Origin of the sequence: Streptomyces sp. NBC_00237, assembly GCF_026342435.1 — a bacterium.
Classification (GTDB): domain Bacteria; phylum Actinomycetota; class Actinomycetes; order Streptomycetales; family Streptomycetaceae; genus Streptomyces.
The window spans coordinates 1-14,799 of sequence record NZ_JAPEMT010000008.1; the positions used below are offsets into that span (position 1 = coordinate 1).

Genomic DNA, 14,799 nt, shown 5'->3' on the forward strand with positions numbered 1-14,799 from the left:
CTCGGCAAGCCGGGGGCATAGAGCGGCGAATTGCGCAAGCGCAATTCGAATTCCGGCGCAAGCGCCGGAATGGAATTCCGTAAACGGAATTCCGGAAGGAATGCAATTCGCGCAAGCGCGAATTGGTGTGATCGCGCAAGCGCGATCACTGAGGCTGGCTACAGGAGGAGGTGCATCATGTGCGGGCCTGTGTAGGACCTGGAATTCCCAGCTACCACCCCCGCAACGAGAGTGACGGCCCGTCGGTCCGGTCGAGTGCCGGCCACACCGCAGTGACGGGCTCCGCTGCGCTCCACCCTGACCCCTCCCCCGCCCTCGAAACCAGCCGCTCACGTTCACCAATACCCTGCCAGTATACACGCCAACCCGCAACCGTGGAACGGAATCGAGTGATGCGTCACCCGTAGGAGCAAAGACACTCAAGGGCTGATGCATCACGGGACCTAGCTGTGTAGCGTTTGGGTCCTGCCCGCACCACCCCCGCCCCGGCTCAAAAACTCCCGGCAGAATTAAGAATTGCGCGGCCTTGAATGCCTCAGCCACGGAACGGAAGCCCGATATGCGAGAGCTGGAATTCAACGTGCGGAGGCACCTGAGCCGATCGGCCGCCAGGCCGGGCGGCGGAACCCGCCGCCGAGACCGGCCACGCTTCCGTGATTTTGATCGTCACGGCCGGTACAGCCCGAGACTCAGAGCCGCTGCTGCCGCCTACGGTCCGCGCCGACTCCACGGAGCCGCACGCGAAGCCGCCTCAGCCCCGTCCGCGAGCCCACGGGCAGCAGGTGGTGGGTCGTCAGCGGATGCATCCAGAGCCTCGCCTGACGGGCCGTCGCCTCGCCGCCGCGCGCGGCGGCGAGAGGCCGTAGCCGCGGGAAGTGGAGGGCGCGCCTCTAACTACCAGATAGGCGCGAACCCGTGACCTGCGACAACGCGAAAGTTCCATTCCCCTGCACGCATAGATCGCGGTCGTATGGCCCGAGTTCTATGCGCTCTAGCCGACTAGATCGACGCTGGCTAGGGACACACCCGAGATGAATAGATCTCACGCATAACATCACTCATGAGGTATGTTATGCGCCTCATTGATCATGGAGGAGCGTCAGTGGCACAGCCCTTGAGAAGCAGTGCGCGCGCGCCGTTGCAGTCGGCGCCGCTGGCTCCCGTCCCTGCCCCGGAGCGGGATGACGTCAACGGCCTGGAATCGGCTGCTGCCCTGCTCAACAAGTTCAAGGAACTGTCCAAGGGCGGGACGTTCACCTACGACCGCAAGCGCCGCCCCTACGTCTTCTACGGCACGAACCACTCCAGCATCTCGGATGTGCTGCAAGCGAACCTGTGGAAGTTCCGGCTTTCCATGGTGGCCCGGGACGTGCTGGACTACCTGGTCACGCACCACGACCAGCAGGCCCTGGTGAAGACGACCCAGGCGAAGCTGGGCGAGCACTTCTGCTGCTCGCAAACCAAGGTCAGCAAGGCCATCGGGGAGCTCTCCCGCCACAACTTCACGTGGAAGGAGAAGCGCGGGCTGTACCGGCTGAACCCGCTCTACGCTTACGGGTGGGGCAGCGACCAGCAGCGGCAACTAGTCGTGTCGTTGCAGAACGTCCTGCTGGAGCACCAAATCGAGATCCCGACCGTTGGGAAGAAGGAGACCTCGCGATGAGCAGCACGATCCCCGGATTCCACAACCCGCAGCTGTTCGAGGTCCTCCCCAACGCCTGCCTGTCGGCCACGGCCCGGGACATCTTCGACGTGCTCACCGCGCGCCAGGAGCCCGGCGGCCTGGTCCACATCCGTCAGCAGGAACTCGCCGAGCGGCTGGGGCTGTCGCAGTCCGCCGTCTCCCGAGCGATCAGCCAGCTGCGCGACAAGGGCATCATCAGCGAGCGGCAGCGCAAGGGCACCTTGCTCATCCACCCGCTGCTGGCCGGCTACGAGTCTCTCGCCCACATGACCAACCACCTCGCGGCCCCGGACACCCACGTGTGGCCCATCAACTTCCCGGTCGGCGACATCCGCCCGCCGCGCGTACGTGACGGCCGCACCGGCACCGACTTCGACCCGGACCCAGACGGCGGCGAGGACGCCCCCCTCGCCGAGGTCCGGCCCGCGCTGCGACTGGCCGGATGAACTGCTGCCCCAGCCCGCACACCGCCACGGCGCCCACCCCACGGGGAGGGCGCCGTCGTCGTTCCCGGCCGGGACGGAGCAGCACCGGTAGCACCAGGTAAACCGGTTCGTTCTGGTGCAGCAGAACAAACGCGACGACGACCGGCGTGCAGCAGCTGGCCGTGCTGCATCGGCCGGGGCCGGGCTGCTGCCCGTGCAGCACCCTTGTGCTACGCGGCCCATGCAAATGCTGCGCTGCTCCTGCAAACCCGCCGTGCTGCAACCCGACGCCCGCCGCCAGGACCACGAGCAGCACGCCCCTGGCGGTGGTCGCTGCCCCGCTGCCCATCGAGCAGCGGCACGCTGGGCACCACGGCGAGCAGCACGACCAGGAGCAGCGCTGCCCCGTCGCCGCAGGCCCCCGCCTCACACCTCACGCCCTCACAGCGCACCGCGCCCACCTGGGGAAACGGGCTGTGAGCCTCATAGGGGCAGCTGGGTTCATCGGGCTACAGGATGGTGCCGGACAGGGCGCGGCGGTCGCCGGAGAGGGCGTAGCGGCGGGCGGCGAGTGCGTTGTCGAGGGTCTCGCCGATCTGGTCGCACAGTGGGGCGAGGACGTCGGCCGCCTCGATGTCGGACAGGTACGCGGGGGCGACTTCGAGCATGAGCTCCCCGAGCTGGTGTGTGGTGACGGCGAGTTCGTCGACGACGCGGCGCAGCTCGGTGAGCGCGGGATCCGCCGGCGGTTCGGCGGGCGGCGGGGGCGGCGCGGTGCGGACGTCGCGCACGGCCTGGCGGACCACGGCGCGCACGGTGGGCTCATCGAGGGCCTGGAGGCCGCTGTCGGCGAGCGTGGCGAGTCGGCGGGTGATCAGGTCCGCGAGGGTGTCCGTACGACCGGAGACGGCGATCAGGGCGCGTTGGGAGAGGCCGTAGTCGAGCGCGACCGCGGCTTCCGGGGCGCTGTCTCGCGTGCGAGACGGATCGGGGCCGGCGGCGATGGCGTCGTGGATCGCGGCCAGGGCGCGGGCGACGTGGAGGAGCCGGTACGCCTGGGCGCGGCTGATGCCGAACTCCGCCCGGCAGTACGACTCCCAGCTGCTGTGTCCCAGGGGGAGCCAGACCTTGGCGGCGTGCGCGGCGCGGACCCGGGCGGCGAGGACCGCCACGGAACGCTGGACGTCGTTCATCGCGTCGCGCAGTCCGGCCGTCATCTCGCGGGCCTGCGGCGTGCTCAGCGTCGGCCTTGCCGGTTCGGCGCCGTCGTCCAGGTCCTCGTTGTGCTCGCCCACGGCTCTATCGTCCTGCGCGTCGACGGCCCCGCACAGGGCGTGCGGAAGCACGGGAGCTCTGGGGCGTCGACCCTGCACCGACGGGCCTGCTCAGGCGGAGGGTCGGTTGAGCGCCAGGCGCGGGCGGGCGTGAATGATGGGGCCATGGAGATCGAGGTGCCGTTGCCGGGTGGGCGCATCACCCCCGGTGTCGTCAGGGTCGGCGGCACGGTTCGACGGCCGCGCACAGCGTCGTCCCCGTTCGTTGCCGAGCTACTCGATCACCTGCGGCAGGAGGGGTTCACCGGCGCTCCGCGTCACTTCGGGTTCGACGCGGCCGGCCGGGAGGTCCTCAGCTACATCCCCGGCTGGGTGCCTGCCCGCTTCCAACGGTGGACTGATGCCCAGGTGGCTGCCTCGGGTTCCCTGCTTCGCGCCTTCCACGACGCCACCCGTGGCAGCCGCTTGGCCGGTGGGCATCCTGTGGTCTGTCACCACGACCCGGGGCCGAACAACGCCGTCTTCACGGAGGGTGTTCCGGTCGCCTTCATCGACTTCGACACCGCCGCTCCCGGCGATCCTCTGGAGGATCTCGGGTACATGGCGTGGACCTTTTGCATCTCTTCGAAGCCCGGCGCTCCGCCAGCCGCCGTGCAGGCGGCGCAGGTGCGTGTCCTCGCCGACGCTTACCTGCTCGACACCTGCGCCCGTCCCCGCCTCATCGGTGCCGCGCTTGACCGCCAGACCCGCAACGCCCATTGGTGGCGCAGCCGTCTCGCAGGCCCGCCGCCGCACGTCGCCGATGACCACGAGATCGTCGAACGGATCCGGTGGTCCGAGCGGGAGCACACCTACACTGCGGCCAACCGCGCGGTCTTCGAAGCGGCCCTGGCCTGACGGGCCTCCGCTCGCCCGATCTCCCGGCCTGCGCGATCACTTTTCGGTGACTCCGGATGGCGGGCGCGGGCCCTGTCTCACAGCCTCACACCCTCACAGGTCAGCGCTTCTACCTGGGGAAATGGGGTGTGAGGCTCATAGAGCTCACAGGGTGGGGGCTGTACGTGACACCTGTGCCGGGCAGGTCTGGCAGGCTGACCGGCGACGGCGGGCTGTCGCGATTCGCCGCAGAGCCAGGGAGGTTCGGGGTGGCGGGGATCGAGCGGGAGCCGGCGGAGGTGCGGATACCCAAGGCGGCCCTGGATGCCTTCGCCGCGGCGCTGAGCGTGCGTACGGCGGCGATGCGGACCTGGCCCGACGGCATCCAGTGGATGTACGCCCTGGGCACGTGGGAGGAGCCGCACGTGGAGGTGGCGCTCATGCCCGGTGGCGAGGAAGTGTGGCTGCGGATGTCCACCGACCGTTCCCGCGTCGTCGTGTGGACCATCCAGCAGTGGTGGGACTTCGCCGGTGACCTGCCCGGTGCGGCGCCGCCGCAGGTCTGAGTGCTCAGCCCTTCTCGATGAGCCGGTTGATATCGAAGGACACTTCCTCCGCCAGCCGGAACAGCGGCTCCAGGACACCCTGGTACACCGGGTCGGTGTGGGGCGGGCAGTGCTGGGTCAGCAGGCAGCCGGCGGCTTCGTCCTTGGTCCGGGGGTCGGCCTCTTCCTCGTCTTCGGCGATCTCCACCACGCGTTCGATCGCGTCGTCCACGCCGTCGCGCACCTTGGCCCACCGCTGTGCCGTGCGCTCGCGGTCGTTCGGGATGCCGAGCTGGCGCTCCGGAAGGAGGTCGGCTACCGGCACCGACAGGGCCTCGTGCAGGCGGCCGAGGGTCGGCTCCTGGCACAGCTCTTCCACCGTCGTGGTGCTCAGGGGCTGCTTCGCCTCCGCGACGCGCTGCAGCACGGCGACGCCCAGGACGAGTGCGGCGGCCGTGTACCGCCAGGCGGTCAGCGCCGCATGCCGCTCGTACGCGGTCGCGCCGTTCGCGATCTCCTGGAGGGCCTGCCCGTGGAACGGGAACGTCGTGGGCGTCTCGTGCTGTTCGGCCACCGCGCCGTGGCTCTGGAGGCGGTCCCAGAGGGCGACCGCCGACTGCCACTCGTAGCGCGCGGTCAAGAACGCCGCGTTGAGCGACCGCAGCGCCTCGAGCTCGGTCGTCGTCAGCGGGCCTTGCTCATCGAACCGTGGAAACCTCATTGCCGCTCCCCACCCCTGGGTCTGGATCAGTCACCGGCACGCTACTACCCGGCGCGGGTGCCCGGGGTAGCTCTTCTGGCGTACGAGCGGCGGCGGTTGGCGTGGCTGCGCAGGGTGCGGCTCGTTGAGCAGCAGCTGGAAGCGAGCACGACGTCGTCCAGGCCGCCGACCGTGGACGCGCTGACCGCCGAGCGAACGAGGACCGATGCCGAACAAGCCCGCCCACGACCCGACGTACGGCTACGACCCGGAGACGAGGACGGTCCGGGTCGATCAGCACGACCTGGCGCGGCTGCTGCTGATGTTCCGGACGCTCATGCGGCAGCAGCAGCCCGGCAAGTGGAAGCACATGCGCGACTTCGACCTGTCTTTCGAACGCCTCGCTGACGCGGTCGATGCCAGCTCGCAGATCCGGTACGGCAAGCGCTGGGACGGCCCTGATCTGCGGATGCGCTGCACCACCACCGAGCCGGTCTACACCTGGCCCAAGGGTGCGCCGTACGACCGACGTGCGACATTCACCTGGAACGTGCCCGGTTACGGCTCGCACGCCACAGAGGATGATCAGGTTCATCCCGACTCGGTGAGCACCAGCCTGTGCGGATTCAGTTGGGGCTTCGATGACAAACCACGCCTGGTGGGAGGTCTGCCGGACTGTCCCGAGTGTCGGCGCGAGGTCCAACTTGGTGCCGAGCGTCCGCGTGGCGCCTGGTGACTACCTGGGACGTACGCGTCACCAGCGGGAGATCAGGGCGTCGCGGCGTCCGTGGATGGTGATCTGGGGGTTGTCCGCGTCGGCTATGTGGGCGGCGAGCGCCTCGCGGACGTGAGTCTCCACAGCGCTGTACTCGGTGGTGCCGTACAGCGTCAGCAGAGCGTCGCGTTCCTCCAGCCCGACGCCGGGTGTGGCAGGGCAGAGCTGGAGTGCGGAGGCGGCGTAGGCGTCCACGGCACGGTCGGCGTTGGCCAGTTCGACCGCGAGGACGGCCGCCGGCGGGGCGAGGCCGGCGTCTGCCTCCGTCACCTCGTTGTTGATCGCGGCAGCCAGCAAGACCACGGCTCGGGTGTGCCGTGGTTCTTCCATTCGGTCCGGGGTGCCGTGGGCGTGCCAGCGCAGGAGCTGATCGGCGGCGGAGGCGGCGTACTCCCACACCGAGGACGGGTGCCTCACCGGATGGCCCGGCTGCTGTCGAACCGTGCGGTCAGGGCGGCTGCGTGCAGCTCGGTGGTCGTCAGCGTTCGGCGGTCCTTGAACGGTGGAAACCGCATGCCCCTCCCCCGGGGTTCGATTCAGTGGCCAGAACAGTACTACCGGCCGGAAACCACGCGGGCGGGGGTACCGGCCGCGGAGCAGGGGCTATCGCTGTGCGGGTTCGGGGCGTGGGACGGGCACTTGGTGGATCAGGTGGGAGTACAGGTGTTGCTCCAGGACGTCCGGCCCGCTGATCTGGCAGGCGCCGTCCACTTCGACGTCGTCGCCGGAGCGTTCGACGTAGCTGACGAAGTGCAGGCAGTCGGCGCATTCGTAGTCCGGGTGGGGCACTGGGGTCTCGGGGTGCTCGGTCTGGACATGCAGTCCGTACAAGGCGCTGGCCGAGGACCGGCTCATCGCGCTGACCGGGTCGTCGCCGGGGACGGCGTGCCAGCCCAGCGCATGGCGGAAGCAGGTCGTGCACGGTGTCTTCTGGAGGGTGGAGGCGATGTCGACGCACGCGTTGAGGAGGTGCACGGCCAGGCGTCGGCACTCTCCGATTTCGGCGCCGTAGGCGGGTTCGAGGTGGCCCGCGCAGTGCACGACGGCGGTCGCCCACCGTCCGTCCGTCACCGCGGGGGTGGCGATGCCGGGGCCGGCCGCGCGGATTGCCGAGCGGATGATGTCGGGCAGCAGGCGAATGGCGGCCTGTTCGCCGTCCTCTGGCTGTGCGGCGGCCGCGGTCTGCAGGCCGACGGCCACGTAGGAGGCGAGCTCGCACTCGACAGAGCGCGGAGTCCACTGGCCGGTGGCCAGGTCCTCGCTCAGTGCCGCCAACACCTGGTGGAGATCGTCTATCGCCATGGCGCGACTCTACGGGGGTGCGCCGCACCGTGCGGGCTGAGGGGCCAAGACGTGGTCGTCCGGGCGTCGGGCCCTGCCGTTGGCTGGTGAATCCCCGTTCACTACCGCTGAGTTGATCGGTGGTTCATGCTCAAGGGCATGACGATGAGCGACCTCTTCATGCGGGCCCGGCTGGCGGACGTACCCCTGGGAGGCGCGGCATGAGCCGCTTCGTCCTGTCCGGCACGCCATGGCCTCTCCCGCTGGCCCTGAGCCTCCTGGTCTCGTCCACCTCTTCGGAACGGTGGCGAGGGGCAGTTGGGGAGGCGGCCCGGCTGCTGGCGCCGGGGTGGGACGACGACAGCTACATCAGCGATCTCGGGACACTGGCGCTGGTCCTGCACCTGCGTGCCCAGGACGACCGCCTCCCCCAGAAGGTGCCGGTCCAGGAGATCCTGGCCACGCTCGCGCCGGTCGACGCGGCCGGAGAACCGGAGTTCGTGCAGGAGAGCTGGGAGCTGCTGCGGCAGACCGGCGAGGCCCCGCCCATCGCCGGTCAGGTCGAGGAGGGGGCAGGCCAGGTGTGGCTCGTGCAGCGCGACCTCGGTGACCGGTACCTGGGCGGGGACATGGACGAGCTGCACGGGCCGGGGCCATCGGCGTTCCAGTCGGCCACGGCCCGCTTGCGGGCCCTTCTGGCTGACCTGGACGAGGAGCGGCGCGAGGCCCTGTACGTGGTGCCGGTGCCCTCGGGCAGCGTCCAGGTCCAGGCGGCCGGGGGCGTGAAGGTGATCACGACAGGCAGCGTGATGGCGATGCGCTGCACCCACAAGGGGTGCCCGGCCGAGGGCGGCACGGTGATTGTCGACGGGATGCGGGCCCGGTACGTGTGCCCTGACGGGCACACCAGCAGCCCCCGGACGCTGGCGCCGGCGCATGCACGGTGGGCCCTGCGGCACGTCGGCCACGACCCCGCCAGCAGCGGCCGTCTCCTGGTGGACGGGCTCTTCCACGTGCCGCAGGTCTCCGAGTCGCCGCGCATGGAGCTGAGTGCCAACGTGTGGCTCCGGCAGCAACAGCGCGGCTCGAAGGCCGATCCGGAGGTACTGCGCCGCCTCGATGCCGCCGCTGACGAGTTCGACCGGTGGTGACTACCCGGGTGGCAACTGCTGGATACGGCGGTGGATACGATCGGAAACGGCCTGACCCCGGCAGCTGCAATGCCGGGGTCAGGCCGTTGTCACGGGGTGGCTATCCGAGCCAGGTGATGGTGAGGACGGACAGACGGCGCAGGGGCCGGTTCACCCAGTAGGTGAGGGAGAGCTGGCCGACGGAGGCGTGGCGGACGTCCCCGCCCTCGGGGTCGTCCGCGTTGAACTGCCGAAACCCCCAGGGGTTGGCCGCGGCGGCGTCCAGAACGTCCCACACGGTGTCTTCCGCGTGCTCGGGCAGGGCGTTGAGGACCTTGGCGGCCGGGGCGGAGAAGCGGACCGCGTACGGCTGTGCGGTCACCGGCGCCTGCCGCGGAGCTCCGCCATATCGATGAAGTCGCTGTCGTCGTAGCCGGAGGCGACGAACGCGTCGACGTCCGGGGCTGCGGCGATCAGGCCCTGCCACTCCTGGACGACCTCGTACAGCCCGGCGAGGGAGAACGTGCGGCGCGATTCCTCGAGGGCGGCCGCCCACTGCTGCTCGAAGGCCGGCACCCACTGCGCGGCGCGCTTGTCGGCGCGCAGCTGGGCGAGGAGTTCCGCCGGAGCCCCGGGGGCGGGGGCGTACGGCGTGACGGGTGCGTGGTCGGGCTGCGCGCTCATCTGGTCCTCCCGGCGGGTCGTCACCCCACCGTACGCGCGCAGTTGAGCTGTGGAAGCGGACATGCGGCGATCCCTCCTACCGGGGGCGCAGGGCGCGGGCGACGGCCTGGGCGTGCTCGCGCAGGGGGAGGTCCTGCTTGTCCCAGGTCGCGGCCACGTAGTTGAGGAGTTCGGCCGTGGCCCGCTCCGAGTCGCTTGGGTCGCTGCACAACAGCCGGTCGGCGACGTAGGCGACGTCCTGTGCCGGAGTGGACGGGAGGCCGGGGAGGTCGTCGGCGCCTGCGGAGTACCGGGCGGGCGGGAGGCCGTCGTGCTGCTCCTGGCGGTCGTAGTCGTCGGCGGCCCGACGGTTCGCCGCGCGGTCGGCCTCGGTCGTCGGGTTCGGGAACGGGTAATTGATGCTGGGCATAAAGGGGCTCCTCGTCAGTACTCGATATCCAGGTAGTCGATGGATTTCAATTCCACTTCGTTGAGGTCCCGGGCGCGGCGACCACCGTCCTGAAAATACACTTCCCGAATTCCGTCGGCGACGATTTCCCGCAACTTCTGGTCGTTCGCCCCGCTGTCCTGGGCGTCGAACAGGAGGCGTGCGTGGTGCGCGGGGAGCTCGACAGTCACCCTCCGCATGCGCGGTTCGTCGGTCGATCCCCCGGCAGCCCGGTAGCCGAAGGACGCCCGGGTTTCCACCTTGATGCCAGCGGAAGCGGCCTGCTTGCGGCGGCTTCTGCGCACGCCGGGCTGCCACCGCTCCCGCACCATCGCCTCGATCTTCGCGGCGACGTCCGGGGAGGGGTGGCGCACGCCGCGCCGGTAGCGGTTGACGGAGTCACCGGTGACCCCCGCGCCCTGGCCGATCTCCTTCGCGCTGAGGTGCTTGCGCAGGAAGTTGAGCTGGCCCTTGAGGGTCTTGGGCGGGGCCTTGGTGAACGCCTCCTGGTCGGCGCGCTGGAGGGCGTCGTGGATCTCGTCCATGCCGGTCAGCTCCCGTCGGTAAAGAGGTCGCGGTCGACGATCAGGTGGGCGTCGGCGGCCGGGGCGAGATCGGTGACCAGGCGCTCGCCCACTCCGGTGGACGTCGTCTCGTCAGGGACGATGTAGCCGATTTCGCGCAGCTCACGTACCGCCTTGCGGTAGGCGTCGCGCCCCTCAGCCGCCTCCCCGCGCTCGCTGCGGGTCAGCGACACGAGCTGGCTGATCGTGGGCCCCTCGCCAGGGGCGTAGGCGGTGGTGAGTTCGGCCAGGACCCCGCGGGCGCGCCAGGTCAGGCGCATGTCGCGCATGGCGCGGGCGAACAGCTCCGCGTCGTGGGCGGGCGGGGTGGTGGGGACGGGCCACCGGGGGGTGGGCAGGTTCATCGGGTACGGCTCCCTTGGGTGCTTGATGTGGGTGAATCCGGTGGCAGGGGGCGGGTGTTACTCGCCGTCGTCGACCACGGCGTTGCCGCCCTTGATGAAGCTGGCGGGGTTTTTGGACTTTTCCATCAGGTCGACCGTCCACATCATCGGCTCGACACCCTCCAGCTTCGCCAGGCCGGGGGTGGGACCGAGGCGGAATCCGCCCGGCTGCGGTTTGCCGCTGGCCGCGTACGGCAGGAAGTCGAGCGGGCTGGGGCCGGGGCTCGGGTAGACGACGCAGTCGGACAGCACCGCGAGCGGATACAGGCCCGTCATGTCGGCCATCTTGAACAGCTTGCGGTGCATGTTGATCCGCGCCTTGCTGATCACGGCGGCGCGGATGTCGGGGCGCCAGGTGGGGCGCTGCATGGCCGGCCACGGGTCGCCGGGCTTGTAGTGCTTGCCCTGCGGGTTCTCGAACAGCTTGCCGATGCCGCCCTTGATGGTGCCCTTGATCGCGGCGAGCACGGCGGTCAGTACCGGGTCGACGTCCTTGTGCCGGGCCATCGCCTCCAGGAACTCGGGGTCGGTCAGGTCCTTGGTGACGCCCATGTCGGCGAGGGTGTCGACGTAGGCGGTCTTGAGCCGGTCGTGCCAGGGGTCCAGGTACGCGCCGGTCTCGCGGCGCAGGTACGCCTCGATCGGTGCCACGTTGTAGCCGAGCTCCTGGGCGTAGGCGACGGTGTGCGTCTGGTACCAGGCCGGGCCGGTGGGGCGTTCGCCGGTCGGCGTGAACGGTGAGGGCAGGCGCGGGTCGATCTCCACGTGGGAGAGGTCGACCAGCCACGAGCCGGGAATCTTGGGGTTGAACTGCGGGGCGTGGAAGTGGTCGGGGGCGGACAGGCCGACGGTGAGCCGGGCGGCGGCCGCGAGGAACGCGGTGTTGAGGTCCAGGCCGACCGCGTAGGGCAGCGTGCACTCCTCATCGGTGAGGAGCTTCACCGGCCGCACCCAGTTGTACGCCTCTTCGTTCAGGAACCCGCCGTCCCAGCCGGAGTGGAAGACGGCCGGGTGCTCGGGCTGGCCCTCGGGCGGCGCCGGGTCCATCGGCTCGGTGCCGAGGCTGCCGGGGTTGTGGCCGGCCACCCAGTTCCCGGTCTCCTCATCGCGCACCGGGCGCGTCGGCGGACGCAGCGCGGTCATCAGCTCCAGGCCGGAGACGGCGGTGGAGCCGCGCGGGGTGGCCACCCGCTGGGCGTAGATGCCCAGCACCCGGGCGATGTCGACCGGGGCCATGTCCGTGACGCCGGGCCAGGAGCGCTCATCGAGGGCGTCCCAGGGCAGGACCGCGAGCTGCACGCACTGGCGCTGAGCGCCTTGCGCCTTGCGGTAGATGCGGGCCCACGGCCCGAAGCCCCTTTTGGTGAGCTGCCACTTCGCCTTCAACACCTGCTTGACGACCGGGTGGTCCTCCTCCAGGCGCAGCCCGCGCCGGTCCTCCAGGCGCTCGGGCAGCCCGAGCTTCACGGCGGCCTCCGTGGTCAGGACGATCAGCGGGTCGGCGTCCTTGCCGTGGCGGTGCAGGCGCGGCGCGCCGAGACCGGCCTCGCCGAGCGTCCACTCCACGAGCTCCACGACGGTGGTCGCCGGGCAGTTGAGCACGATGCCGTCGACGCCGTACGCGCGGCCGTCACCATCGAGGACGGCGAGCGGACCGTTCGGGAAGCGCGGGTCGGTCGCGGGCTTCGCGGCCTTCTTCGCCGCCGGGCGGCGCGATGTCGCGGGCCGGGCGGCCGGGCGCTCCGCTGCGGCCGGGTCGGCGGCGGGTGTCTCCACCGGGGCGACGGTCTCCACCTCGGGCTCGGGGGCGGCCGGGCCGGTGAACGTCTCCGGCACCACCGGCTGCGGCGCGACGACCGGAACGGGAGCAGCGGGGGCGGCGTGTGCGGGGTACTTGGCGGCCCACCCGTTCAGCAGTCGCTGGTACGCCTCCAGGCGCGGCGACTTCGGCTCGGAGCGGCCGTTCTCGTAGTTCTTCACCGTCTGCACGGACGCCTTCAACGCCTGCGCGAGCCGGGCCTGGGTGATGCCGGCGGCCTCACGCAGCCGGGCGCGCTCCGCCGGGGGCGGGAGCTGCGGCTCCTCCTCCAGCAAGGCGTCGATGTTCGCGAAAAGCTCTTCCTCGGATGCCATGGGTGGATCTCCTTTCGTACCCCCACCCTAGCACTGTTTACCCAAGTCTTTAGCCCGTTTTTTTAACCCGTTCGGATTCTCTTGATCAAGGGCTTCAGGTGGCATCCGCAGGCTCTGCCTCACAGCTCACAGGCACCCACCCCACCCCTTCCCGCCTGCGGAAATACCGTGTGAGGCTCGTAGGGTCCTCCCTCAAGCGCGAGGACCTTACGGCGTGCTGTCACGGATTTCGTACGGCGGGGCGCTCAGGCGGGCAGGGCATCGAGTGCGGCCTGCCACGGGTAGGCATCGAGATCACCCTGGCGCGGCTCGTGCGGAGTGAAGCCCCCCTCCCCCAGCAGGATCGTCACTCCGGCGTCCCGCAGGGTCTGGACGCTGCGGGCCACGGCGGGGTGGCGGCCCTGGGCGGCGTTCCAGTGCGGCAGCGCCACCAGCGGGGTCCGCATCCCGATCGCCTCGGTGATCAGCCCGAGGGCGAGCGTGTCGGAGATGCCGGCGGCCCACTTGTTCAGTGTGTTGCTGGTCAGCGGTGCCACCAGCATCGCGTCTGGGGCGGGCAGAACGTCCGGCTGCGAGGGGAGCTTGTACTGCCAGCGCACCGGATGCCCGGTCAGGTCCTCCAAGGCATCGATCTCCCCCTCGGAGTCCTCCCGCGCCCAGCGGTACGCGGACGGGCTCATGATCAGGCAGACGTCCCAGCCTGCCTTCTGCGCAGCGGAGATGGGAACGGACAGGCGGCGGGCCGGAGGTGCGGCGCAGGAAATCACGTACAGGGTCCTGGTCATCCAGGCAGTCCACAGCGATCAGCAAGTGCGCGCAAGCGCCCCTCTACGGGCGAAGTCCCGCACCCCTGACTGCGGGGTGCGGGACTTCGCCCGTACGGGAGGACTAGTTCTTCTTGTTGATGATGTCGCCGAGGTTGATCTCGCCGTAGTACGTGCCGCCGGTGATGCCGGTGACGTTGCCCATGATGTGGGAGCCGTTGTAGGTGGTGGTCTGGTCCTGCTGCTGGCCCTGGTCCTGGTTGTTCTGCTGGCCCTGGTCCTGGTTGTTGGTGTTCTCCGGCATGACGTGCTCCTCAGATGTTGTTGGCTGCGTGGCGTGCGGGCGTGCTCTGCGACTACTGCTGCTGGTTGCCGAACGAGACCTTCTGGCCGTTGACGTGGACGTCGGCGTGGAACGTGCCGCCGACGATCAGCTCGCTGGCGTCGCCCTCGGCCTGGGTGCCGTGGAAGACCGGCTGGCCGCTGGAGTTGGAGTTGGCGCCGGTGTTCTGGCCTTGGTTGTCGGACACGGGGACTCCTTCAGACGTGGTGGTGTGGAGTGAGGTCGTACGGGGCGCGTGGCCTGGGGTCACAGGGCCGCGATGACGAGTGCGGCGATCCCGAGCCAGAGGGTGTGCCAGCTCTGATCAAGCGCATAGGCGCCAGTGCCGAGCGTCGGGGCGTACGTACCGGCGGCGGTGACCGGGTGGGCAGGGTGGGCCGGGGTGCCCAGGGAGAGGAACTCGCTTTTCCCGCAGAGGCGGGCGAGGCGGGCGAGGGTGGTGCGCCGGTCTGCCCAGTAGTGCGAGGCCGCGTCCGCACCGAGGCCGACCACGAGGCCGGCCGTGCCGACGGCGAGGTCCAGGACCAGGACGACGGCAAGGAGAACGGCGGCCTTGGTGGCGGTGAGTCCGAGGACGTGGCGGGCGCAGGCCGCGCGGCCCGTCCAGCCGGGCCGCCCCTTGTCGGCGGCCTGGCACGAGCTCTGCACCCAGTGGTCGCCGACCGAGTGGCCGATGTAGAGGGCGACGAAGACTGCGGCGAAGGTGGTGGCGGTGAGGCCGGGATCGGCCATGATGGTGGTCTCCTGTTTCTCTGCGAGGAGTTCGGGAGTACGGGGCGGCCGTGCGCCTG

At 70.1% G+C, this 14,799-nt stretch carries 20 protein-coding genes; 6 read left to right on the forward strand and 14 right to left on the reverse strand.

The window, feature by feature from the left end; genetic code table 11:
- Positions 1-1,102 precede the first annotated feature (1,102 nt).
- The gene (locus OG897_RS39865; protein ID WP_266665239.1) at positions 1,103-1,663 is read left to right on the forward strand and encodes a hypothetical protein; all 561 of its coding nucleotides are present in this window, start codon (positions 1,103-1,105) and stop codon (positions 1,661-1,663) included.
- Positions 1,660-2,130, forward strand: coding sequence for a helix-turn-helix domain-containing protein (locus OG897_RS39870; protein ID WP_266665241.1), 471 nt, complete (start codon positions 1,660-1,662; stop codon positions 2,128-2,130). Before OG897_RS39865 ends, OG897_RS39870 begins: the two co-directional genes overlap by 4 nt.
- Positions 2,131-2,618: 488 nt before the next feature.
- Here OG897_RS39870 and OG897_RS39875 read toward each other — a convergent pair whose 3' ends face one another.
- Positions 2,619-3,404 carry a hypothetical protein gene (locus tag OG897_RS39875; RefSeq protein WP_266665243.1) on the reverse strand — a complete coding sequence of 262 codons (786 nt, stop codon included), beginning with the start codon at positions 3,402-3,404 and terminating at the stop codon, positions 2,619-2,621.
- A gap of 144 nt (positions 3,405-3,548) precedes the next feature.
- On the opposite strand from OG897_RS39875, the gene OG897_RS39880 reads away from it, so the two are divergent.
- Positions 3,549-4,280, forward strand: a complete 732-nt coding sequence (locus tag OG897_RS39880) for a phosphotransferase family protein (protein ID WP_266665245.1) — start codon at positions 3,549-3,551, stop codon at positions 4,278-4,280.
- Between the two features lie 248 nt (positions 4,281-4,528).
- Positions 4,529-4,825, forward strand: coding sequence for a hypothetical protein (locus OG897_RS39885; RefSeq protein WP_266665247.1), 297 nt, complete (start codon positions 4,529-4,531; stop codon positions 4,823-4,825).
- Between the two features lie 4 nt (positions 4,826-4,829).
- Here the strand turns inward: OG897_RS39885 and OG897_RS39890 are convergent, their stop codons facing one another.
- The gene (locus OG897_RS39890; protein WP_266665249.1) at positions 4,830-5,525 is read right to left on the reverse strand and encodes a hypothetical protein; all 696 of its coding nucleotides are present in this window, start codon (positions 5,523-5,525) and stop codon (positions 4,830-4,832) included.
- Positions 5,526-5,730: 205 nt separating this feature from the next.
- Here OG897_RS39890 and OG897_RS39895 point away from each other — a divergent pair, with 205 nt between their 5' ends.
- Entirely contained in the window at positions 5,731-6,240 is a 510-nt protein-coding gene (locus tag OG897_RS39895; RefSeq protein ID WP_266665251.1) for a hypothetical protein, read from the forward strand.
- An 18-nt stretch (positions 6,241-6,258) separates the two neighbouring features.
- On the opposite strand, the gene OG897_RS39900 is transcribed toward OG897_RS39895, so the two are convergent.
- Positions 6,259-6,696 carry a hypothetical protein gene (locus tag OG897_RS39900; RefSeq protein WP_266665253.1) on the reverse strand — a complete coding sequence of 146 codons (438 nt, stop codon included), beginning with the start codon at positions 6,694-6,696 and terminating at the stop codon, positions 6,259-6,261.
- A 186-nt stretch (positions 6,697-6,882) separates the two neighbouring features.
- Positions 6,883-7,581 (reverse strand): hypothetical protein, encoded by a 699-nt coding sequence (locus tag OG897_RS39905; RefSeq protein WP_266665255.1) that lies wholly within the window; start codon positions 7,579-7,581, stop codon positions 6,883-6,885.
- A 200-nt stretch (positions 7,582-7,781) separates the two neighbouring features.
- On the opposite strand from OG897_RS39905, the gene OG897_RS39910 reads away from it, so the two are divergent.
- The gene (locus OG897_RS39910; protein ID WP_266665257.1) at positions 7,782-8,711 is read left to right on the forward strand and encodes a hypothetical protein; all 930 of its coding nucleotides are present in this window, start codon (positions 7,782-7,784) and stop codon (positions 8,709-8,711) included.
- A 100-nt stretch (positions 8,712-8,811) separates the two neighbouring features.
- On the opposite strand, the gene OG897_RS39915 is transcribed toward OG897_RS39910, so the two are convergent.
- The 10 genes from OG897_RS39915 to OG897_RS39960 all read right to left on the reverse strand — a co-directional run bounded on the left by OG897_RS39915 (position 8,812) and on the right by OG897_RS39960 (position 14,740).
- Entirely contained in the window at positions 8,812-9,072 is a 261-nt protein-coding gene (locus OG897_RS39915) for a hypothetical protein (RefSeq protein WP_266665259.1), read from the reverse strand.
- On the reverse strand, positions 9,069-9,374 hold the full coding sequence (locus tag OG897_RS39920; RefSeq protein ID WP_266665411.1) for a DUF6247 family protein: 306 nt from the start codon (positions 9,372-9,374) through the stop codon (positions 9,069-9,071). The genes OG897_RS39915 and OG897_RS39920 overlap by 4 nt, the downstream gene beginning before the upstream one ends.
- Before the next feature lie 76 nt (positions 9,375-9,450).
- The gene (locus OG897_RS39925) at positions 9,451-9,783 is read right to left on the reverse strand and encodes a hypothetical protein (protein ID WP_266665261.1); all 333 of its coding nucleotides are present in this window, start codon (positions 9,781-9,783) and stop codon (positions 9,451-9,453) included.
- A gap of 14 nt (positions 9,784-9,797) precedes the next feature.
- Complete coding sequence (locus OG897_RS39930; protein WP_266665263.1) at positions 9,798-10,346, reverse strand: helix-turn-helix transcriptional regulator; 549 nt, start codon at positions 10,344-10,346, stop codon at positions 9,798-9,800.
- Between the two features lie 5 nt (positions 10,347-10,351).
- Positions 10,352-10,729, reverse strand: coding sequence for a hypothetical protein (locus tag OG897_RS39935; protein ID WP_266665265.1), 378 nt, complete (start codon positions 10,727-10,729; stop codon positions 10,352-10,354).
- 57 nt (positions 10,730-10,786) lie between these two features.
- The gene (locus tag OG897_RS39940) at positions 10,787-12,901 is read right to left on the reverse strand and encodes a helix-turn-helix transcriptional regulator (protein WP_266665267.1); all 2,115 of its coding nucleotides are present in this window, start codon (positions 12,899-12,901) and stop codon (positions 10,787-10,789) included.
- Between the two features lie 245 nt (positions 12,902-13,146).
- A complete protein-coding gene (locus OG897_RS39945) occupies positions 13,147-13,686 on the reverse strand; it encodes a flavoprotein (RefSeq protein ID WP_266665269.1) in 540 nt (179 codons plus the stop codon).
- A 103-nt stretch (positions 13,687-13,789) separates the two neighbouring features.
- A complete protein-coding gene (locus tag OG897_RS39950; protein ID WP_266665271.1) occupies positions 13,790-13,969 on the reverse strand; it encodes a hypothetical protein in 180 nt (59 codons plus the stop codon).
- Positions 13,970-14,021: 52 nt separating this feature from the next.
- Positions 14,022-14,195 carry a hypothetical protein gene (locus OG897_RS39955; RefSeq protein ID WP_266665272.1) on the reverse strand — a complete coding sequence of 58 codons (174 nt, stop codon included), beginning with the start codon at positions 14,193-14,195 and terminating at the stop codon, positions 14,022-14,024.
- A gap of 59 nt (positions 14,196-14,254) precedes the next feature.
- Positions 14,255-14,740: a transcriptional regulator gene (locus OG897_RS39960; protein ID WP_266665274.1), complete on the reverse strand. Its 486-nt coding sequence runs from the start codon at positions 14,738-14,740 to the stop codon at positions 14,255-14,257.
- Between the last annotated feature and the right edge of the window lie 59 nt (positions 14,741-14,799).